This window comes from Oceanidesulfovibrio marinus (assembly GCF_013085545.1).
GTDB classification, from domain to species: Bacteria; Desulfobacterota; Desulfovibrionia; order Desulfovibrionales; family Desulfovibrionaceae; genus Oceanidesulfovibrio; species Oceanidesulfovibrio marinus.
Window position 1 is genome coordinate 1,175,221 of sequence record NZ_CP039543.1, and the last position, 22,017, is coordinate 1,197,237.

Below are 22,017 nucleotides of genomic sequence, written 5' to 3' on the forward strand. Positions count from 1 at the left end.
TCCATTCCCTATTTACCTGTCAAAGAGCGTTGGTCCGGGTGTCGCCACCCGGCGTCGGACAACCTTCCAGTAGAAGATTTCCCGGCGCAGTCGGAAGACGACTGTTGAACCAATCTGAGGAAAAACCGTATCCGTCGTGACCACCCGAATCAAATGGTGGAGGTGAACGGATTCGAACCGATGACCCCCTGCTTGCAAGGCAGGTGCTCTCCCAGCTGAGCTACACCCCCACGATTTCGTCTCGTGGACCCCGATCCGGGGCGTACGTGGTGGGCCTAGGTAGACTTGAACTACCGACCTCACGCTTATCAGGCGTGCGCTCTAGCCAGCTGAGCTATAGGCCCACGATGCGTTTCGCTTGTCGCGACCCGGCCGTGCGGCCCGAGGGTCCGGTGGGCCTTCAAAGGGCTTCGCGGTTTTCCTCTCGCTTGTGAAAGAACACTTCGAGCATCGAAGCTGCTCCTTGCAAGTGAACAGCGAGTCGGGCTTTTTTCTTAAAGGAGGTGATCCAGCCGCAGGTTCCCCTACGGCTACCTTGTTACGACTTCACCCCAATCACCAGCCCTACCGTCGGCGCCTGCCTCCCGAGGGTTAGCTCGGCGACTTCGGGTAGAACCAGCTTTCGTGGTGTGACGGGCGGTGTGTACAAGGCCCGGGAACGTATTCACCCCGGCATGCTGATCCGGGATTACTAGCGATTCCGACTTCATACAGTCGAGTTGCAGACTGCAATCCGGACTGGGACGGATTTTTTGGGATTGGCGTGACCTCGCGGTTTAGCAACCCTTTGTATCCGCCATTGTAGTACGTGTGTAGCCCTGGGCGTAAGGGCCATGATGACTTGACGTCATCCCCACCTTCCTCCCCGTTGACCGAGGCAGTCTCCTTAGAGTGCCCGACTTTAATCGCTGGCAACTAAGAATAGGGGTTGCGCTCGTTGCGGGACTTAACCCAACACCTCACGGCACGAGCTGACGACAGCCATGCAGCACCTGTCACCGCGCTCCCCGAAGGGCACCCCTCCGTTTCGGGAGGGTTCGCGGGATGTCAAGCCCAGGTAAGGTTCTTCGCGTTGCATCGAATTAAACCACATACTCCACCGCTTGTGCGGGCCCCCGTCAATTTCTTTGAGTTTCAGCCTTGCGACCGTACTCCCCAGGCGGGACGTTTAACGCGTTAGCTGCGGCACCGAGGGTCAAGCCCCCGACACCTAACGTCCATCGTTTACAGCGTGGACTACCAGGGTATCTAATCCTGTTTGCTCCCCACGCTTTCGTACCTCAGCGTCAGTATCGGTCCAGGTAGCCGCCTTCGCCACTGGTGTTCCTCCCGATATCTACGGATTTCACTCCTACACCGGGAATTCCGCTACCCTCTCCCGAACTCAGAGCCTTGCAGTTTCAAACGCAATTCCTCGGTTGAGCCGAGGGCTTTCACGTCTGACTTGCAAAGCCGCCTACGTACGCTTTACGCCCAGTGATTCCGATTAACGCTTGCACCCTCCGTATTACCGCGGCTGCTGGCACGGAGTTAGCCGGTGCTTCCTCTGGAGGTACCGTCAGCCGAAGACACTATTCGCATCCTCGGGGTTCTTCCCTCCTGACAGAGGTTTACGACCCGAAGGCCTTCTTCCCTCACGCGGCGTCGCTGCGTCAGGCTTTCGCCCATTGCGCAATATTCCCCACTGCTGCCTCCCGTAGGAGTCTGGGCCGTGTTCCAGTCCCAGTGTGGCCGGCCACCCTCTCAGGCCGGCTACTCATCGTAGCCACGGTGGGCCGTTACCCCACCGTCTAGCTAATGAGACGCGGACTCATCCCCAAGTGGTAGCTTCACTGAGAGGCCACCTTTCCCTTACGATAAACGTAAAGCGTATCCGGTATTAGCAGCGGTTTCCCACTGTTATCCCGATCTTGAGGGCAGATCATCCACGCGTTACTCACCCGTGCGCCGCTGTACTCATCCACCGAAGCGGACTTTCTCGCTCGACTTGCATGTGTTAAGCACGCCGCCAGCGTTCAATCTGAGCCAGAATCAAACTCTCCAGTTAAAAGAGTCGATAAAGCTGAATTAGAATCTGAACGGAGCACCCACCCAAACAACAAGTATTAACCTGCTGCATTAGGCAAATGCTTCCTTGCCCGACTCGCTATTCACTTGTCAAAGAGCAACCAAGCGCGTTGCTCGTGGGAGTGTCAAAACCTCGTTTTGGCTGCTCCCGGCTTCCCCTCAGCGGGGAAGAAAGAACCTATGTGTTTTGCTTCGTGGCGTCAACTGCTTTTTTCAACTTTTTTCAAAAAATCTCTCAAAAGCTTTTTGCCGCCGTCTCGCGCTTCGGCAGTGCCGCCGTGCGAGACGTGCGTTTCATCAAAAATCGGGGGTACCGTCAAGCGGTTTCTTCAAGAAAATTCCAAAAGGTTCAAACAAACTTCTGGCAACAGCCCTGAAAATGGCACTTAACATCTTGGCAACACAGGAATAATACTCTACCGTGTTTTTCGTCTCGCGAACAAGAAATTTGCCCTCTGGATACCCCAACTATGATCTACTCTTCCAGTTCACACACTCCCGCACAACGCCTGATCCTTATAAGCCTTGCTTTGGTGTTGCTCGCAATTGCTGCACATGGAGGGTGTATCTTTAATGATTTCATTGGTTACGATGACGGGCTCTACGTAACCGACAATGTCCAGGTACGCGGCGGCTTGTCTGCTCCCGGTGTTGCCTGGGCTTTCTCCACATCCAAAGGCGGCAACTGGAACCCTGTCACGTGGCTATCGCACATGGCCGTTGTGGAGCTGGCTGGCCTTGCTCCCCTGCCCCATCACCTCGCAAACCTGGCGCTGCACTGCGGCAACGCGATTCTGCTCTTTCTCGCCCTTGCCGGGCTAACCGGCGCCACCTGGCGTAGCGCCATGGCTGCCGCAATCTTCGCGGTGCATCCCATCCATGTTGAGTCCGTGGCCTGGGTCGCCGAGCGCAAGGATGTCCTGAGCATGACCTTTGCCCTCGCGGCCATTATCGCGCATACGTGCTCGATCACGAAGCCGGATCATTCAAGGCGCAATCGCATTTGGGCGTTGATCTTCCTGGCGCTGGGGCTGATGGCCAAGCCCATGCTCGTCACCCTCCCCGTCCTCCTGCTGCTCTTTGACTACTGGCCGTTCAGACGCACGACCGCCGTGAAGAGTCTATCAGGCTCCTGGAAAGGGAATGCGCATCTACTCTATGAGAAACTGCCAATGTTCGTTGTCGTCGGCGTCTTCTGTGTCATCGCGCTTTCTTCACAGAGCAAGGCGCTTGCTCCACTTGATGAATGGAGCGTCTGGCAACGCGTCGGAAATGTCCTGACCTCATATGTCGCGTACCTTGGGAAGCTTGTCTGGCCACATCCACTCACCCCGCTCTATCCGCTCCGGAAATCGATCGCTCTTTGGAAGGTCGTATCGTCCGGGCTGATTCTCTTGCTGGCGACCTGGCTCATTTATCGCGCCCGTCGCGTTGCTCCATACCTTCTTATGGGATGGCTCTGGTACCTTGCCGCCATGCTTCCAGTGGTCGGCATCGTCCAGATAGGCGTGCAATACATGGCGGATCGTTATGCCTACCTGCCGTTCATCGGTCTCTACATCGCTGCCGTATGGGGCGTACACCAGCTGCTGTTCAGAAGCTGCGCATCCATATGGTGTCAGGTACTGGCAGGCGTGCTCTGCCTCTCCATTCTCTCTGCATGCGTCTTCCTAAGCAGATTGCAGACCACATTGTGGCACGACACGGAAACATTATTTGCATACACGGTTGAGAAGACTCGAAACAATTACACCGCACATAGAATTCTCGGGAAGTATTATTTGGAGCACGGGGACACGCACCAAGCGCTTCTCCACTATCAGAAACAGCTCGACATCAGGCCAAACGATCCGGAAAGCTACTGGTACGTCGCTTCTGCCTACCTGGCCAGGGACGACTTCCAGCTCGCTGCCCAGGTTTTGCGCGATGGGCTGTCAAAGCATGAGGATTCTGCCCTGCTCCACAAGTATCTGGCGTTCTCACTCTACAAGTTGGGAATAATCGACGAGGCCCTCCAAGAGTTTGAGGCGGCGCATGCTCTTGCCCTTGATGACCGTGAAACAATCAATAATATCCAGCAGCTCAAGAAAATATTATCAAACTCTACCAATGGAACAGGCCGAGACGGTAATTCAACCGATCAAAATGGAGGCCCATGAATATCTCGAGGATCCGGACATCACTGCTGCTTTGCGCAGCGTTCATTGTCTGCATGGCGCCTTTTCTCGGGAAGGCTGCTCACATTGACGATCCGCTCTTTCTCTGGAGCGCTGAACACATTCTGCAGAATCCACTGGATTTCTACGGGTTCTGCGTGAACTGGTATGGCTGGGATATGCCCATGTGGGAGGTGATGAAGAATCCTCCTCTGACATCGTATTACCTGGCTGCGCTCTTTGCACTCGGAGGCCGATCCCTGCTCTGGCTACACGCCGGCATGCTGCTGCCTTCGGCCCTGGCCGTGTTGGGAACCTATAGGCTTGCGGGCCGGCTGTGCTGCAACGCATGGCTGGCAACACTCCTGACCATATTCTCAGCGCCATTTTTCCTGGCGTCCGGCAGCTTCATGGCGGAACCGTTGCTCATGGCTCTATGGGTATGGGCCGTGTATCTCTGGGTGCGGGGGGAACAGGAGGACCACGCGATCCTCCTGGCGCTTGGAGCCGTTATCGCCGGTCTTGCCATACTTGCCAAGTACAACGCCCTGGCGCTTCTCCCCTTGCTGCTGGCCTTTTCCCTCGTCCACTCGCGGCGGGTCCGTATGCGCACGTGCTGGCTTCTGGTTCCGGTGCTCATGGCGCTGCTGTACGAATGGTCGACAGCGGCCATCTACGGTCATGGCTTGTTATCCAGCGCCATGGGGTACTCGCTGCTTCACGGAAGCATGGCGTCCAGGGGGATTGCATCTCTGCCGCGCTCCATCCTCACCGGTCTGGCGTTCCTAGGAGGAGGCCTCCTCGGCTGCAACCTGCTCGCACCGGCGGCGTGGGGACGCCGCTGGATTTGGCTCATACTCCTGGCAGCATCGGTTCTGCTCGTATCTATTGCTGTCGGCGGATATTGCGGTGTGGATTACGCCACCATTGGCAACCTGCGCTGGTTCATCGCGATCCAGGCCGGCATCCTTATCGCCGGCGGGGTATCCCTTCTGGGCGCGCCACTCTACGAAAGCATCCGCACGCCTGACGCCGAAACATTACTGCTCAGCCTGTGGATCTGGGGACAGTTCATCTTCGCCGCGTGCATCAACTGGACGATCAACAGCCGCTCCATCCTGCCTCTCATTCCTGCCGCAGCCATACTGGTTGTCCGGATGCTGGAGCGCCGTATGCCTACCAATGGCCGAGGCGTCACCCGGCAATGGTCGCCTGCCTGGATTATCCCTGTGCTTGTGGCTGGTGGATTGACCATCGCTCTAGCCTGGTGCGACATGCGCTGGGCCAACGCGGGGCGCGACTTTGCCGAAAACCTAGACCAATATCTGGAAACGAAAGCTCCTGATTTTTCAGGTTCAGTATTCTTCGCTGGGCATTGGGGGTTCCAGTACGCGATGCAGGACCAGGGGTTCAAGCCGCTGGACCATCATTGCTCCACTGTCCGTCAGGGCGATATCCTCATTCTGCCGCTGGGCATGCTACAAAAACCCATCCCACTCCAATACTTTGGGAAAAAGGGAGTGATCGATTACCCGGGTTGCAGCTGGCTCGCACTCCAACATACAGATAGATTGTCCGGATTCTACTCCAGCGTCTTCGGGCCCCTGCCTTTTGTCCTGGCGCCCACGGGGCCGCATCGCTTCCGGATACACCAGGCGCGGAATACTCTGAACTTCTCGCCGTGCACTCCGTGTGAAGCCGGGCCGATACATCCGCATCGGGAATCTCCCCGGCAATGATTCTCCACATTGGACGCTTGCAAGCCATCTGAAAAACCACGCGCCCTATCCTTATATAAGTCGAACGAAGGCTGCCTCCATCACAGCACATCGGCGGCAGCCATGAACACCGTTCTTCGCAGCTTCCCTCCGGCGTCTCCTGCGTCCCAAACTCCCGCCGCCCTTCTCCTCCCGATCGCCTTCCCATGCGCGGCGAGATGCAGTACAAGACCCCACTTCGACTTCAAGGAGTAATAATTATGCCTATCGTATCTGCCAGCGTCAGCCTGACGCGCTACAGAATCGTCGAGGACGTGCCGAACTCCATCTGGCCGGAGATCGTCACCCTGCTCAAGCGGTTTTCCTTCAAGGAGATCGAACAGACGTCGGACGAGCGCTCCTACGGCTGGGTGAGCCTTGAGAACTTCCTGGACGCCGGATTTCGCACGGCGCCGCCGGAAAAGGGCGAGTACCTCGCCTTTGCCCTGCGCCTGGACACCCGCCGCGTCTCGCCTGCCGTGATCAAGAAACACACGCTGCTGGCCATGGAAGAGGCCGAGAAGCAGGCCAAGGAAGAGGGCCGCAAGTACCTGAGCCGGGAGCGCAAGAAGGAGATCAAGGAGCAGGTCCGGATCAAGCTCATGGCGCGCGCCATGCCGATTCCCGCGGTCTTTGACGTGGTCTGGAACACGAGCACGCGCGTCGTCTATCTCGCGTCCACCAACAACAAGGTCCGCGAGCTCTTCAACAACCACTTCACCGACACTTTCGAGCTCCACCTCGAACCGATGACGCCCTACTTCCAGGCGCTCAACGCCCTGGGCGAGGATGCGCAACCGGCCATCGATGCAGTGGAATCGACTTCGTTCATGTAGGAGACGGTCATGGATCTCTATCTCGGACAGATGAAAGACATCATCCTCGGCCAGGATTTTCTCACCTGGCTATGGTACAAGAGCGACGTGACCGGCGGCCTCTTTGAGGACAAGGGCGAGACGTTCGAGCTGCACATGGAACAGCGCGTCTCCGTGCAGGGCGGCGAGGGCGACACCCTGGAGACCGCCACTGTGTCCGGCGCCACCAGCGAGCTGCGTGAGGCGCGCCTGGGCCTGCGCACCGGCAAGAAGGTGAACCGCGCCCAGATCCGCATCGAGAAGGACGCCGAGGCCTGGAGCTTCACCCTCAAGGCCGAGGACTTCAGCATCGGCAGCCTGCGCACCCCCACGGTGGAAACCAAGCTGGAGGAAGGCGACGACCCGGACGCGCCATTCCTCGAAAAGATGTTCCTGCTGGAGAAATGCCTGTCCCACCTCGATGCAGTCTATGCGAAGTTCCTGGATCTCCGCTTCGGCACCGGTTGGGGCGAGGAAGTGCAGGCCTTCCGCACGTGGCTGAGCAAGAACGAGTAGGCGCGAATCCCACGGAATCCATTGGATTCACAGGAGAACTCGCATGAATATCGTGAGCATTCTGGGCAGCCCGCGGCCCAAAGGCAACAGCGCGGCCATGGAACGCCGGCTGCTCGATGCGGCCGAGGCCCGCGGTCACGAGGTGCAACGATTCGAGCTGGGAAAACTCCAGTATACCGGCTGCATCGCCTGCTTCGGCTGCAAGAAAAAGGCGGACCACTGCATCGTCAAGGACGATCTGGCCCCGGTCCTGGCCGCAGTGCGCGAGTGCGACGTGCTTGTCGTGGCCACGCCGGTCTACTTCGGCGAGGTCTCAGCCCAGTTCAAGGGCTTTATCGACCGCTGCTTTTCCTTCCTGGTGCCGGACTACGCCCAAACCACGGAAAAAAGCCGGCTGGCGCCGGGCAAGCAGATGGTCTGGCTCATCGCCCAGGGCCACCCAAAAACCGACCTCTTCGCGGACATCTACCCGCGCTACGAGTACTTCTTCGACCGCTATATCAACTTCGATCGCTGCCACCTGGTCCGCGCCTGCGGCGTGTACAACGCCGGCGACGTGGACACCCGCGACGACGTGCGCGAGCAGATCGATACGTTGGCTGAGAAGCTGTTTGGGTGAAGCTCCGAGGGCCTTGCCCTCGGGCTCCCACCAGGGAGCTTAGCTCCCTGGACCCTTCTCTGGGGTCCAGAATTTTCTCAGGTAAAAAAATTGCTCCCTTATTCTGGGGTCCAGGGGAATTCAATTCCCCTGGCCGCCGGAGGCATGCCTTTCTCTTTCCTTATTCCAAGTGCCCGGCATTAAAAAGCTCCTGCTTCTCGGCCGGGGGCGGGGTCCACTGGTACAGCCAAGTCTCGGTGAGCGGCTTGCCGTTGGACTCCAGATAGAGCCGGATGTTGATAGGGTCCTGGCTGCCTTCCGGCGGCACCAGGTCGAACATGGCCCGGTAGCCCTGGATGGCGTGCTGGGGCCGGGCCGAGGTGATTTCCACCCGCCCTGCTGAGGTGGTGATGATCGGTTTGACCTCGGCGTCCTTATCGAACTTGGCAAGCTCGCCGCCGGCAAAATCCACGACAAACCGCTTGCTGTAGTACTTGCGCTTCTGGCCGATCACCCCGCCGAGGCCGGTAAAGGTATCAACGGTGTGCGCCAGATGCGGCGGCGCGGGCGGGTTCGTGCCCCAGTACAAGGTGTAGCTGTAGAGCAGCTCCTGCCCGGGCTCGATTTTCTGCGCCGGGTTCCAGAAGGCCACGATGTTGTCGAAGGTCTCGTCCAGGGTCGGAATTTCGGTGAGTTGCACCGAGCCCTCGCCCCAGTCGCCGGCCGGCTCCACCCACACGCTGGGGCGCTTGTCGTAGAACACACCGTCGTCCTGGTAGTGGTCGAAGTTCTGGTCGCGCTGGAACAGCCCGAAGCCTTTGGGATTCTCGTCCATGTAGGCGTTGAAGCGCAGCGTGCGCGGGTTGCCCAGCGGCCGCCAGATCCACTCCCCGGAGCCGGTGTGCATGGCCAGGCCGTCGGTGTCGTGAATCTCCTGCCGCCAGTCGTAATCCATGCGGCGGTCGTTCTCCCCGACCATATACATACTGGTGAGCGGTGCGATGCCCAGGCGTTCTATGGGCTTGCGCGGGTACACCGAGGCGTCGACCTTCATGGCCAGCGTATCGCCGGGCGTGATGTCAAAGCGGTAGGCGCCGGTGGCGCTGGGCGAATCCAGGAGCGCGTAGATGGTCACGGTGTTGCTGTTCGGCTCCGGCTTTTGCAGCCAGAAGCTGGTGAACATGGGAAACTCTTCCGGTCGCGGCAACGCGGTGTCGATGGCCAGACCGCGCGCGGACATGCCGTACTGCATGGCCGAGCCCACGGCGCGGAAGTAGCTCGCCCCCAGGAACGCGGCCACGTCACGCTCCCAATCCGTATGGAACTGCAGGCGGAAGCCGGCAAAGCCGAGATCCTTGGGCATATCATCGCCATCCAGCCCGGACTTGCCATAGTGGAACATTGCGGGATCGTACTCGATTCTGCGGGCAACGCCGTTATCGAGCGAGTAGATGGCGACCGGTGTCTGGAAGAACAGCCCCAGGTGGAAGAGCTCGGCGTGGAACCGGGAGTCGTTGTTCTGCCAGAGCGCATGGTCGTGGTCGAACTGGAGTTGCTGGTACTGATCCCACGTCAGGTTTTTCACCGATTTCGGCAGCTCACCCGTATGGCTCACGTACAGATCGTTGGCCATGGCGCGGGCCTTGCCCTTGAGCCAGGCGTAGTCGAACGGGCCGGGCATTGTTGTTTCCGAAGTGGCCCCGGCCACGCGGGCGCATGAGGAGGCACAAAGGAGAAGGATGATGCAAAGGCCGAGGCGCAAGATGGCCGGAACGGAAAAAGCACGTGTCATGATGCGTTCCTGTCTGATCTGGATTGATCCGCCGAAGTTGATACAAAACACCTGCAGCCTGGTCGCAGGCGCACGCAACCTCCGGGGAATGTTTTTAAAAATTGCCAGAAGCTTGAAATATACCGGGCGGAGCATGAAATGCAATTCGAAATTGCCTCATGCCCCGCCCGTCTGCGTGGCCCTGATTCAACGGGATATCCGAGCGATGCGTCAGCGCCCCTGTACGGCATCGCGCAGCATTTGTTGTGCTTCCGGAGAAAGTCCTAATGACGGCAGCTCGTTATTGAGATTATCGCTGCTGCCGTATCCACCGAGATAGCCGTTGACCCGCGCCACGGCCGTGGAGTCCCGGAACTCCGCTGCATCCGGATAAATGGCGTAATATTCCGAGGCGATGGGACCGAACCGCCGCAGCATGTACTTCTGATGATAATCCTCTGCCGGCCAGAACACCGGAGCAGGCAATATTTCCGTATACACGGTCTTGCCCGACTGCGCCTCGCGCCTGGCCTTGCCCTGCTCGGCCGCTTCCCGCTGCGCCTCGGAGTGGTAGAAGATCACCGATTTGTACTGTTGGGAGAACGCAGGCGTAGTCGGGTTGTGGTCGCGCCAGAATTCGTCCAGCAGCTCGTCGTATGATATTATCTCAGGATCAAAAACAATCTCTAACGTTTCGGTATGATTGCCGAGCTGGTGGTACGTAGGGTTCTGCAACTTACCACCGGCATAGCCCACGCGGGTGCGCACAACGCCGTCAAGACGCCCGAACCGAGCGTCAGGTCCCCAGAATCAACCCAGGCCAAAGGTGGCGACTTCTGTACGGGGGTGCTTTTGGGCGTCGATAGTTGGTTTGGACAGTGTCGAAGTTACGTGCATGGAAGGATACTCCAGTACGTTTTGGGGCACGGGGCACGTTGTGCCCGATGCGAATGCCGGCGTGGCGAGGCCGAAAACTTCTCCGATGACAAACAATGATAGAACGAACGCCATCAGAATCGCGTGCATTGCCACCTCTCTTTTTCCCTACTGATTTTATCTGGTTACTGGACAAGGTAACCACTCCGAAATCAAAGACAAGCATGGTGAAATTATTATGGATAAATCGTCATCTGCTGGTATGGATGGGATGTGCTCTTGTGGGAGCCCTGCGCTATTGATAAGAACGGAGTCAGCATCGGCGGTCATGCGCTCCTTATGACGGGTCGACCGGACCGACATGCTGAAAACATCCTATGATACAAAGCAGATGGCATAGCACAAGCGCAATGCGACTTGTTAGCGCGCACGCCGCTGCCGGAAATCGCCACGTTTTGTAGCCGACAGAACGGCACAATGAACTGACATGTTGGAATACTTGCGCATTCGCAATCTGGCCCTTATCGACGACCTCGAGTTGGATTTCGCCTCGGGCCTTAACGCCCTGACCGGCGAAACCGGCGCGGGTAAAAGCTTTATCCTCAAGGCGCTCGGCTTTCTCACAGGCGACAAGCTTGAGACGTCCATGGTCCGCCCGGGCGCCGAGAAGGCCACGGTTGAAGCGATTTTTGTCCTGGACGGCGAGCAGCTCGTCATTTCCCGGGAGCTTTCTGCGGATTCGGGCCGAAGCCGCGTCAGCCTCAACGATTCTTTGAGCTCGCAGGACCGGATCAAGGCCATGCGCCCCCAGCTCCTCATCCACGCCAGCCAACACGGCCAGCAACGGTTGTTGCAGCCATCCTTCCAGGCGCAGATCATTGATTCCAAGCTGCCGGATCGTTCTCTGCTCGACACAAAGGATGCGCTTGTGCGCGAGATACGATCCATTGCATCGCAGCGTGAAGAAATGGAGGACAAGTGCCGCGAGCTGGAAACCAGACGCGAGTTTCTGGAGTTCCAGCAAAAAGAGATAGATAAGGTTGCGCCGGAGGCTGGTGAAGAAGAAGCGCTCGAAACCAGGCGGCGGGCTGTGCGCGACATGGCATTTGCCCGTGAGGCTGTCGATAATGGTCTGGAGTTGCTGCGCAACCCGGAAACAGGTGGCATCATCGATGGTGTGGACAAGCTGGGCTCGGTTCTCGCCACACTCGAAAAAGCCAACCCGGCCTATGCCACGGAATCCGAACGGCTTACCGAGGTCCGGGAGTTTTTCATCGACCTGGAGGCAAAGCTTCGCCGCGAGAGCCGTGAGGAATCTGCCGACTCTGATATCGAGGCAATTGAATCGCGGCTCTTTGAGCTGGCTCAGCTCAAACGTAAGCTGAAGCGATCGCTGGAAGAAATTGTGGATCTTGGTCGCGAGATCCAGGAAAATCTCTCCTTTCTCGATGCATGCGGCCTGGACCGGCAGCGTTTGGCCAAGGAGGAGAAAGCGGCGGCGGCCAAGTTGCAGGCCGTGCTGCAACAATTAAATGACGCACGCTCCTCAGCGGCCGAGGGCCTTTGCCGCGCTCTGGAAAAAGAGCTGGCCGGCCTCGGGTTTTCCGAGCATGTCGCCGTTTCTGTGGAGTTCACGCCGCACCCTCTATTTCCCGACTCATCCGACGACGAGGGAAACGCGCACCTTGCGTCGCTCGTGGAGCAGCGGGCACGATTTCTCTGGCAGCCGAACCCTGGCCAACCCGCACAACCGCTGGATCAGATTGCATCCGGTGGCGAACTCTCGCGATTCCTGCTCGCGCTGGTCACTCTCTCCGCCCGTGGCGAGGACGCTGCGCTCATCTTTGACGAGGTGGACGCCGGCGTCGGCGGGCGAACGTTGAATCGCCTGGCCGACAGAATTCGGAATCTGGCGTCCCAGCAGCAAGTTCTACTCATCACCCACTGGCCGCAGCTTGCAGCAACAGCGGACCGTCATTTCCTTGTCGAGAAGCATGTCGAAAACGGCCAGACGTATACTCGATGCCGGCGGCTCAATACGAAAGAGGTCAAAGCCGAACTGGATCGAATGGCTGGCGGCGAAGCAGGTGGGGACCCTGCGCCCCTTCTCCGGCCCATGTAGCGGCAGAGGGCTCAGGCGCTGGCACCCGATCTGCAACGATACCTCAAAATGCTCGCAGGAAGAGCTTCTTGTGGGGGCTTCCGCAGCACAGCGTTTTATATAATTATTTAAACGGAATATGTTGAGTTTCGTCCCTGGTTGTCGGTAATATTTTTTAGCAGCAACCAAACCAATAGTCGTAGAACTGACCCTCAGTCTGCGGTTCAACTCATGGCTGTCGTCGTGCGTTGACACCTGCTCGATTACCAGATTGGCGCTTTTGGTTGAAATAACAGGTCAATGCCCCTGGACCTGAGTCCATCAAGTACAACCGGGAGCACAGTTCCCCCTGGCTTCATATACGCTGTTTCACCTTCTCTACCTGGACGTTAACACAAGATATTCTTTTTAAGTCCTCTTTCTAGAAGCTTAGGGCACGACTTATCAAGGAGAGGTAAGCACCTCCACATTTCGGAGTTCAGGAAACCAGAATTTCGTCAACAAGCCGACTTAGCAAATCTTTTTTGAGGCTCGCCCCCAACGCTCTTGAGGCCTAAACAGTAAACAGCTGAATTTACACAACCTATTCGGTGCGTTCAAAACGCAAAATGCTTATCCGACAAAAAATGATGGCAAGATATACGCTCTTCTACTCCATCATTTTTTGTTGTTTAACCGTAACGCCCTATATTGTTAAAACAAATATTTGCGCCATGCCTGCACCCCTGTATTGAAGTCCTTGCGACCAAAAGCTTCGAATAATCGAGGATGATTTTTCGCAGAATAGCTACATTTTTTGGAGTTTAAACTCTGTTTTCTGAAGAATGAGCTTCAGCCACCAGGATCTCGACACTCTTGTTACATTTTTTTGCCTTGCTATTTCAGTATGTTCAGAGTATTTTGCCGCTTGGCAACGTTTTGGAACAGTCGTTGCTATAGTTTTGGCAGTAGCTCGATGGGAACCTTCAACCACATGGTTTATTAGGTCGCACCGAAAGGAACCAACACACCCCTTTTACTGGAGGAGCAATCCGAATGAAGAAGCAGCAAGGTTTCACCCTTATCGAAATCATCGCGGTTCTGGTCATCCTCGGCATCCTCGCCGCCGTGGCCATCCCCAAGTACAACAGCCTGCAGCAGCAGGCCCGCATCCGCGGCGCCCAGGGCATTATTGCTGGTGCCATGTCCCAGCTTTCCCTGACCTACTCCGAGCAACTGCTGAATGCCGGCACCCAGACTGGCGGTGATGGTGGTGACACGATTTGTGATGATGTAGCGGTCACTGGTGACTATACCCTGGAGTGTTCTACTGACACTCTGGATCAGAACATTACGATTACGGTTTCCGGCGGCGGCCTTGATGAAAACCAGACCGAACTCTGGAGAAGCCCGGACCAATAAGCTCTTGGAGCTCGCAACAAAAAAGCCGTGGTTTTTTGACCACGGCTTTTCTTATGTGATCCCTTGTCAAGCCCTCGCCCTCTTCGACATCGGCCGTATGGTTTCTCGTTGTCACGGTGTGTGCACGCGGCAGCCTGTTGCATGCCGCGCTGCACGCGCCGTGACAACACCTTGAATTTCCTTTTCTTATTCGCGCTCACGCTTTTCGCGCCGCGCCAAGTACCGATCCGGTACCAACGTGAGAATCGCCATTTTTATTTCGCACCAACGTGGCAAAAAGCCCGTCGCGACTTCTCTATGGCTGCGCGGCCAGCGGGCGATACGGCCGCTGCTCCACGCTCAGCCTCCACAAAATCACCACCAGCCGCCGCGCCTTGGCCCCGGCATCCCGCTGAACCCAGATCCACGCCGCCTCCACGAGCAGACTTCGCAGCCGCCGTTGCCCGACCGGCATGATCCGGCCGCGCCCTTGTCGTTCGCCGCTCTGGCGCACCGTCGGCGCAAGCCCCACGTAGCTCGCCACCTGTCCGGCGTGGGCGAAGCGCTCCGGACGGAAGAGTTCCAGGCGGAACGTTTCCGCCACGATGAGGCCGATCCCCGGCGCGGTGCGCAGACAGCGCGTCGTCTCGGCGTGGCGCGCGTCGCGGAGGAGCTCGGCCAGCTTTGCTTCGACACGGCGTAGCTCGCCGGTCTGAAAATCCAGCTCGCGCAGATGACTGCCGAGGGTATCGCGAACCGCTGGCTTCAAGTCCAGCGATTCGAGCGCGGCCACGGCGCTACGGCTCCAGTTGGCAAGGCCAGGCGGCTCGGCCGCGCCGTGCAAAAGGAGCAGGCCCTTGATCCGTTGCTTGACCCGGCGCACCGCGTCCACGAGCTGGTGGCGTCGCCGCAGCAGGCCGCGTTCGGCTTCTTCACGCGGCGTGGGCACGGCGATCGGCTGGAGCAGGCCTTTGGCCGCGAACTGTGCGAGCTTCAGGCAGTCGAGCCGATCGGTCTTTGTGCTGGCCACCACTGGCCGCGGGGTGCGGCTCGGGCGGCGACGATGACGGCAATACCGGCCGCCTCGCAGGCGCGGGCCAGGCCGAATCCCGTGGGGCCGGCCTCGTGGGCGAGGACGCGGATGCGTAAGCCCGCCTCGATCAGGCGACGGATGAAACCTTCCGGGTTGGCGGGGGCCACGAACGTGGTCCGGCGGCAGTCTGCGCAGAGCAGCGCCGCATGATAGCTGCGTTTGTGGACATCCACACCGACGACGATGGATTCGCCGCGAACCTACTCGGCAAAACGGACGAACTGTGCTTCAGATATACGTGCCCCATGCTGCCCTCCTGGCCTTGGTTTACCTGGACTATGCTCCAGAGGAAGGGGGGAGGTCAGCATGGTATTCTTATTGGGTCTATCAAGCGTCAATGTCCCTTTCTTGGCCCACCCCTTTTAGCCATGCATCTTCAGTGACTTGACATCTATCTCGTACTTCCGGATGCGATGCCACAAAGAACGCTCCTTAATTCCCAATATCTCGGCAGCGCGGACCTGAACCCCACCGGTCTTGGTCAACGCTGCAATGATAATTGAGCGTTCCACTCCCTCAAGCTTGTCATCCAGATTCACGCCTTCATCGAGCGCCAGCTCATCATCGTGCTCGCTCTCGCCAATCGCCAATCCGGTCAGATGCTTGGGCAAGATAGTGCCATCTTCCGCCAGCACAGCCGCGCGCTCCATAATATTCCGCAGCTCACGGATATTGCCAGGCCATGGGCTGACCAGAAGTACCTGAATCGCTTCGGGCGAAAGGTGGATATCCTTCTCGTGCTTTTCCAAAAAATACTCAGCCAGGATCGGGATATCCTCCCGGCGGTGCCGTAATGGCGGGAGATGAATCGGAAAAACATTGAGCCGATGGAAGAGATCCTCGCGAAACTGCCCGTTTTTGATGAGCTCCACAAAATCCTTGTTCGTGGCTGCGATCACTCGGACGTCGAATGATATACTTTGCGTCCCCCCCACGCGCTCACATGTGCCATTTTCAAGAGCACGGAGAATTTTTGCCTGTGTTTCCAGTGGCATATCGCCGATTTCATCAAGAAACAACGTCCCCTTGTCGGCCAATTCGAACTTGCCCTTCTTCTGCGAGACAGCGCCGGTAAACGCGCCCTTCTCGTGGCCGAACAACTCGCTCTCCAGCAGCCCCTGGGGGATGGCCGCGCAGTTTACCGCGATATAGGGACCTTCACGCCGCTTGGAATGCTTCAGAATCGCCTGGGCAACCAGCTCCTTGCCGGTGCCGGATTCGCCTGTAATGAGGACAGTGACGTCCGTAGGGGCTACCTTAATTATCTGACTGAGAACACTGCGAATTACCTTGCTCTGTCCAACGATCTCCGGGAAGAGTTCCCGTGCATCCATCTTGCTCAAAAAATCAGTGATCTGAGTAAATACTTGCGTATAGCGGGAAAGCTCGTCCTTGGTGTTGAACTCTGGCGCAGACTGCTGCATCGCCGGCAGCTTCTCTGCTTCACGCACAAACGCTTCAACTGGCTTGAGAATGGTGCGTGAAATGAGCCAGCCGGCAATAAATGTAAAGAGAACCACCGCGATGCCCCAAGCAGCGAGGTAGCTAATGGTATCACCATGTGTATCAATACTATAGAGGGTAAGACGATACGTAACAACAAGCGTAAGAATAGCAAGACATGAGAATATAATAGGAACAATTATATTAAGACGTATAAAATACTGTCTGCTTTTCTTCATGTCGCAACCAAGGGGATCGCTCTCGCGATCCGGCGATCTACAACGCTCCCGATCCTTGTCAGTCTCGGGACGTATCTATTTGACCATCTTGGTCAGGTCGAAGATGGGGAAGAGAATTGCAGCCGCGAAGAAGCCAACAACTCCAGCGAGACAGACTATAAGAATCGGTCCAATAAGCTCGGACATTCGACCAACCTGGTACTCAACCTCGTAGTCGTAATGCTTGGCAACCTCTCGCATCATCAAGTCCAATTCACCAGTTTCTTCGCCGATGGCAATCATGTTGATGATCATCGGCGTGAATGTTCTTGAATTACGGAGAGGACCGGATATTCCACGACCTTCCTGCAGCTTGTCACGAAGGTTGTCGAACTCGAGCGAGATTGCAGCGTTGCCGATGGTATTGGAAACGATGCCAACAGATTCGAGAACAGAGACGCCGGAGGCTTGCAGCAGGGAAAAGATTGAAGCAAAACGAGCCATTGCGCCCTTCTGGAAAACAGGCCCGACAATCGGCATCCTGAGTATGAATCTATCCTTGATCAGTTTGCCGCTGTCCGTACGTAAGTACAACCAAATGAGGGCTATCAGCCCTATAACGACACCTATAAGATATACCCAATATGCATCGAGAAACTCGTAGAGGAAGATGCAAACCTTTGTTGGCAAAGGCAGCTCAATGCCGGCCTTTTTAAATGTCTTGACGAATTGCGGGATAACGAATGTTAACAAAAATATGAACGCGCCAATGAGGAGAACAATGACAATTTGCGGATAGAGTAGAGCAGACTTGATCTGCTTTTTAACCTTATATTCATGCTCAATAATGTAGATAAGGCGATCCAAAACATCTGGTAACGTACCGGAAATCTCCCCAGCGCGGAGCATACTGCAGTATAAAGGAGAAAAGATGTTTTCATGCTTGCTGAATGCATTGAACAGTGACGATCCCTGCTTGATATCTTGCCCTATCTCAACAACAGCAGATTTCAATTTCGGATTTTCGCACTGTTGCTCAAGCACATCGAGCAAAGCAATAATGGAAAGACCAGCATTGAACATAGTCCTGAACTGTTTTGTGAAGAGAATCAGATCCGGTACAGAAACTGTGCTCAACTTGTCATTCAGAGTTTTTATTAAATTCGACCCTGGTTCGTTGCGAACGACGCGGGAAGGAATCAACCCCCGTGCCGCAAGGATCTGGCGAGCATCATCAGTAGAGTCAGCTTCAAGAGTGCCGGACACCTCGGTGCCGGTCTCAGTCACAGCCTGATATGAATAATTCGGCATGCCAAACTCCTTGCTCCAAAAGGAGCATCGTTCAACAGCGTGTCAACGAAATCAATAAGACAAAGCGCGGTTTCCCGCACTGCGACTTACATCCAAACAAGCATTTCCTTGCGCATCCTGGCTTGAGCTGGGCCAAAAACGCGCCACACAAATTCGATCCGCCAGACAGGCCTCAAGCCTGCGCCCAAACACCGGGCATCTATGCTGCGCCCCCTTATGTCCGGGTCAACAATCTTCTCATTCGAATATACTTCGCGGCGGAAAGAGATCGCCGCTTGTCGACGGCTCCACGGGAGCCGCAGCAGGCTGCCATGCAGCAACATCCGTCAGCAGTTCGGCGTCGCCCCACGCGGCCACAATCTCCGGCGTCTGCTCCACGGGCTGCTTGTGCTCGCGGATAGCGTGCAGCGCTTCCCCTTCGTCCTCGTACGCCTTGGCGTAGACCAGGGAGAACACCAGCCCATTCTCGACGCTCCACTGCGGCACAATGGCGACACCGGGCTCCTCTGCACTGTTGGAGCGCAAGGAGCTACACGCGGTGTACGCCTTCTCCAGGGACGTATAGCGGCCAACCTGGACCACAAAGCCGTTTGTCTTGGGCTCATCTGCCGTGTTGACCTTGCGCACGACCGGGAAAGTCAACGTTGTGCCGGCCGGAACCTCTCCGGTAACTGGCAGAGACGCATTGCCCGCGAGCACCTGACTGACGATCTCATCGGAAAAATGGCCATACACGCGATTGATGATCGTCTTGAGATCCGTCGCCTCTGCCAAGGTGATCGTGCCGAGCTCTTCCGGAATCTGGCGGACGCGGGCCGCGGCCTTTCCGGCAGGCTCATCATCGCCAGGCAGCGTCCTGGCAATCATTTTCGCGCGATAGCTCAGCGCGTCTGCGACCTGCGCCGTCTTGGTCGGGAGGGATGCTTCCTGGGCTTCAAAGACATCCTGGGTTTCCGTCAGATCCTGAGTCTCAGCCACATCCACAGGCTCTGCCTTTACCTCCGCAACTTCCTCTACATCGGCATGGAGGTCGGGCTCTGACATGTCCGCAACGTGTCGGGTCGGCTGCGTCAGCTCCGGCGCATTCCCCAGCGATAGGGAAGACTCTGTCGGTGTTTCGGCCCGTACGGCAATAAGGAGGCACAGCAGCACGACAACAGCGCCCGCGAGCCACGCATACCGCGAGCCTTCGATATCATCGGCCAGGGCATCCGGCTGGGAAGAGCGCGGGCTGGCGAAAAGCGACTTGCTGGCGCCGATCTCGGTCCTGGTCGACGGGAACTTGGTGCTCTCGGCGAGATAGTTTTCCTTGGAAACAGTTCGCACCAGCGACCAGTTGGCGCGGTGATCGTTATTCAAGATCAGTGTCAGAAAGATCTTATGCGCCAGCTTGACAATCTTGCGCGGGTACCCGCCGGTGGCCCGGTACATGGCGTAGTAGCCGCCCCAGGTGAACAGGGGCGTGCGCGACATGTGCACCCTGGCTAAATTGATGCGATAGTCGATGAGCTCTTTGGTGTGGCGGAAGTTCAGCGGACCAAGGCGGATAAGGTCGTTGATGCGATCCGCAAAGTTGGGGAAACGCTTGATGACCGGCTCAAACTCAAGCTGTGCAAAGATCACGATCTGGAGCAGCTTGGAATTGTTGGTCTCGTAGTTCAGCAGCTCGCGCAGGAGCTCCATGCAGCGGTCGTGAATCTTCTGTCCTTCATCGATGATGAGGACAATGGTCTTATTGTCGTCAATACCGCGCTGGAACAGACAATTCTTGACCCGTTCCTTGAGCGACCATTCCGTGAGGCCGGCTTCCGGAGCCGTGCCTTCCAGCATCTCGCACAGTACCAGCAGGAGGTCGCGCGGGTTGTCGAAATCCGGGTCGAGAAGGAGGTAGGCTTTTACGGTGTCGTCGTCCGCAAGAACACGGAGGAGCCGGCGGCAGAGCGTGGTCTTGCCGGTGCCCACGTCTCCCAGAACGACATTGAGGCCACGCTTGAGGCGTAAGGCGATTTCCAGACGGTTGAGGCAGTCCAGGTGCCCAGGCGACTCATAGAAGAAATCCGGGTCAGGAGAGTTGGAAAACGGCTCGTCCTGAAAGTTCAGGATTTCGAAATACTTCATGATATCGCCCAGGCACCCTTTATTGCTCCGTCAGGAGATGGCTACTGCATCGGCTCGTATTTACCGAGCCCTTCCTTATCGAACGACTCCTGTTCCTTGTCCTGCTGCTCCTGCAGCTTCTTGGCCTGCACTTCCTCCTCGATCTGTTCGAGGGTCTTCTGCACTTCGCCAGGAGCCCACTGGGCCAGTATGGTCGGCGTAATGAAGATGAGGATGTCGTCCTTTTCGTCGGACTTGTTCTGGCTCTTCACCAGCCAGCCGAGCACAGGGATGTCCTTGGCGCCGGGAATGCCGGCCTCGCCTTCGGACAGATGGCTGCGGGTCAGGCCCGAGATGACGATAGTCTCGTTGTCGCGTGTGATCAGGGTCGTCTTGGAGTGGCGCTTGATGATCGTCGGGTAGCCATCCACTGTACGCGACGGGGTGAAGTCGACCTCGTCCTTCTGGATGAGGATGGCAAGCCGCATGAACTCCTCGTCGATAACGTGCGGCGTGATCTCCAGCTTCAGCACCGCGTCCTCGAACTGCACTTCAGTCTGGCCGTCTTCGTTGATGGTCACGTAGGGAACGCGGGTACCGTTCTCCGTGACGGCAGCCTGGTTGTCGAGGGTGGTGATCGACGGGCTGGAGAGGATTTCGAGCTGGCCTTCGCTGGCCAGGGCGTTGAGCTGGACTTCAAGGATATTGCTGCCGACCTGGCCGAACAGCAGCCCAAGGGACCCACCAGTCAGGTTGGTGCCGGGGAAGTTCTCCGGAATGAAGTTCAAGGCCAGACCGCTCGGGTTGATGCCGGTGCCCACGCGGGGAACATCCGTCCACTCGCCGGTATCAGGATCAATATCGCCTTCGGTGGCGCCAGGAGTAAGGTAGAAGCTGTCACCGTTGGCGTTGGCAGCACTCTTGAAGAATCCGCCCCACTGGATGCCAAGGCTGCGGGCCACGTTGCTCGAAGTCTCCACGATATGCGCCTTGATCCGGATTTGCTTGCGCGGCTTATCCAGCTTGTCCACCAGGTCGTAGATCTTCTTGAGGTCCTGGTAGGCAGCCTCAAGCACCAGGGAGTTGGTGGAGTTGTCCACCGTGACATAGCCGTGCATCTCATTCTTGTTGTCGCCGCCGGCGTTGGTTCCGGTGCGGTCGCGGACCACGAGTATCTTCTCGATGGTTTCCTTGAGGTTGTCCGCATCGGCGTAGCGAATTGGGATGACGTCACTGATGAGCGGCTCGTCACCCTTGGACTTCAGCTTCTGCGCTTTCTGCCGCGCTTCCACCTCGGCTATGCGCAGGTCGTTCTCCAGATCGTCCAGGGTGAGCACGCGGATGATATCGCCTTCCCAGCGGTAGGTGAGACCGTTGGTGCGCAGGATGCCCTTGAAAACCTGGTCCCAGGGCTTTTTGACGATGTTCACGGTCACCTCACCGCCAATCTCCGGGCTCAACATAACGCTTTGGTTGGCCGCGCGGGAAAGCGCCTGGATAACGGCGGCCAGGCTGGCGCGGTGCATGCGCAGCGTGATAAGCCGCTTGGGCAGGGGCCGATCCGGCGGCTCCGGCGGCTCGATCACCCGTTGCCGCGCATCCAGCTGGCGCGGCGTGTAGCTGGGCGAATGGCCCTGCGCGTTTTCTGCAAGTACGTGCCACTTTTCGATAAAGGAGTCGTTTTGGCTTTGCTCCTTTTTGCAGCCGTATGCAGAGGCAAGGACCAAGGAGAGGGCCAATGCAGCGAGGATGAGTAAGGTTCGCGTATTCATGGCGGCA

14 protein-coding genes, 2 tRNA genes and 1 rRNA gene are annotated in these 22,017 nt (G+C 57.3%); 7 read left to right on the forward strand and 10 right to left on the reverse strand.

Features of this window, described 5'->3' with window-relative positions:
- Positions 1-154: 154 nt before the first annotated feature.
- From E8L03_RS05275 to E8L03_RS05285, 3 genes are all read right to left on the reverse strand, one after another.
- A tRNA-Ala gene (locus tag E8L03_RS05275) sits at positions 155-230 on the reverse strand.
- A 37-nt stretch (positions 231-267) separates the two neighbouring features.
- A tRNA-Ile gene (locus E8L03_RS05280) sits at positions 268-344 on the reverse strand.
- A 152-nt stretch (positions 345-496) separates the two neighbouring features.
- Positions 497-2,047, reverse strand: a 16S ribosomal RNA gene (locus E8L03_RS05285).
- A gap of 490 nt (positions 2,048-2,537) precedes the next feature.
- On the opposite strand from E8L03_RS05285, the gene E8L03_RS05290 reads away from it, so the two are divergent.
- The 5 genes from E8L03_RS05290 to E8L03_RS05310 all read left to right on the forward strand — a co-directional run bounded on the left by E8L03_RS05290 (position 2,538) and on the right by E8L03_RS05310 (position 7,969).
- Positions 2,538-4,226 (forward strand): tetratricopeptide repeat protein, encoded by a 1,689-nt coding sequence (locus tag E8L03_RS05290; protein ID WP_171266765.1) that lies wholly within the window; start codon positions 2,538-2,540, stop codon positions 4,224-4,226.
- Positions 4,223-5,962: an ArnT family glycosyltransferase gene (locus tag E8L03_RS05295; protein WP_171266766.1), complete on the forward strand. Its 1,740-nt coding sequence runs from the start codon at positions 4,223-4,225 to the stop codon at positions 5,960-5,962. Before E8L03_RS05290 ends, E8L03_RS05295 begins: the two co-directional genes overlap by 4 nt.
- A 239-nt stretch (positions 5,963-6,201) precedes the next feature.
- Positions 6,202-6,816, forward strand: a complete 615-nt coding sequence (rdgC, locus tag E8L03_RS05300; RefSeq protein WP_171266767.1) for a recombination-associated protein RdgC — start codon at positions 6,202-6,204, stop codon at positions 6,814-6,816.
- Between the two features lie 9 nt (positions 6,817-6,825).
- Positions 6,826-7,350, forward strand: a complete 525-nt coding sequence (locus E8L03_RS05305; RefSeq protein ID WP_167512507.1) for a hypothetical protein — start codon at positions 6,826-6,828, stop codon at positions 7,348-7,350.
- A 43-nt stretch (positions 7,351-7,393) separates the two neighbouring features.
- Complete coding sequence (locus E8L03_RS05310; RefSeq protein WP_171266768.1) at positions 7,394-7,969, forward strand: flavodoxin family protein; 576 nt, start codon at positions 7,394-7,396, stop codon at positions 7,967-7,969.
- 160 nt (positions 7,970-8,129) lie between these two features.
- Here the strand turns inward: E8L03_RS05310 and E8L03_RS05315 are convergent, their stop codons facing one another.
- Positions 8,130-9,629: an OpgD/OpgG family glucan biosynthesis protein gene (locus E8L03_RS05315; protein ID WP_244963670.1), complete on the reverse strand. Its 1,500-nt coding sequence runs from the start codon at positions 9,627-9,629 to the stop codon at positions 8,130-8,132.
- Positions 9,630-9,950: 321 nt separating this feature from the next.
- Positions 9,951-10,487: a peptide-methionine (S)-S-oxide reductase MsrA gene (locus E8L03_RS05320; protein ID WP_171266770.1), complete on the reverse strand. Its 537-nt coding sequence runs from the start codon at positions 10,485-10,487 to the stop codon at positions 9,951-9,953.
- A gap of 595 nt (positions 10,488-11,082) precedes the next feature.
- Here E8L03_RS05320 and E8L03_RS05325 point away from each other — a divergent pair.
- Together E8L03_RS05325 and E8L03_RS21085 are read left to right on the forward strand one after the other, a co-directional pair.
- Positions 11,083-12,717, forward strand: coding sequence for a DNA repair protein RecN (locus tag E8L03_RS05325; RefSeq protein ID WP_171266771.1), 1,635 nt, complete (start codon positions 11,083-11,085; stop codon positions 12,715-12,717).
- A gap of 1,014 nt (positions 12,718-13,731) precedes the next feature.
- Positions 13,732-14,097 carry a type IV pilin protein gene (locus E8L03_RS21085; RefSeq protein ID WP_144305883.1) on the forward strand — a complete coding sequence of 122 codons (366 nt, stop codon included), beginning with the start codon at positions 13,732-13,734 and terminating at the stop codon, positions 14,095-14,097.
- Between the two features lie 295 nt (positions 14,098-14,392).
- Here the strand turns inward: E8L03_RS21085 and E8L03_RS05335 are convergent, their stop codons facing one another.
- The 5 genes from E8L03_RS05335 to pilQ form a co-directional block, all read right to left on the reverse strand.
- The gene (locus E8L03_RS05335; RefSeq protein ID WP_235896646.1) at positions 14,393-15,106 is read right to left on the reverse strand and encodes an IS110 family RNA-guided transposase; all 714 of its coding nucleotides are present in this window, start codon (positions 15,104-15,106) and stop codon (positions 14,393-14,395) included.
- A 425-nt stretch (positions 15,107-15,531) separates the two neighbouring features.
- On the reverse strand, positions 15,532-16,851 hold the full coding sequence (locus E8L03_RS05340; RefSeq protein WP_144305882.1) for a sigma-54 interaction domain-containing protein: 1,320 nt from the start codon (positions 16,849-16,851) through the stop codon (positions 15,532-15,534).
- Positions 16,852-16,926: 75 nt separating this feature from the next.
- Entirely contained in the window at positions 16,927-18,141 is a 1,215-nt protein-coding gene (locus E8L03_RS05345) for a type II secretion system F family protein (RefSeq protein WP_144305881.1), read from the reverse strand.
- A 237-nt stretch (positions 18,142-18,378) separates the two neighbouring features.
- Positions 18,379-20,259 carry an ExeA family protein gene (locus E8L03_RS05350; RefSeq protein WP_171266772.1) on the reverse strand — a complete coding sequence of 627 codons (1,881 nt, stop codon included), beginning with the start codon at positions 20,257-20,259 and terminating at the stop codon, positions 18,379-18,381.
- A 41-nt stretch (positions 20,260-20,300) separates the two neighbouring features.
- Positions 20,301-22,010, reverse strand: a complete 1,710-nt coding sequence (pilQ, locus tag E8L03_RS05355) for a type IV pilus secretin PilQ (protein ID WP_144305879.1) — start codon at positions 22,008-22,010, stop codon at positions 20,301-20,303.
- Between the last annotated feature and the right edge of the window lie 7 nt (positions 22,011-22,017).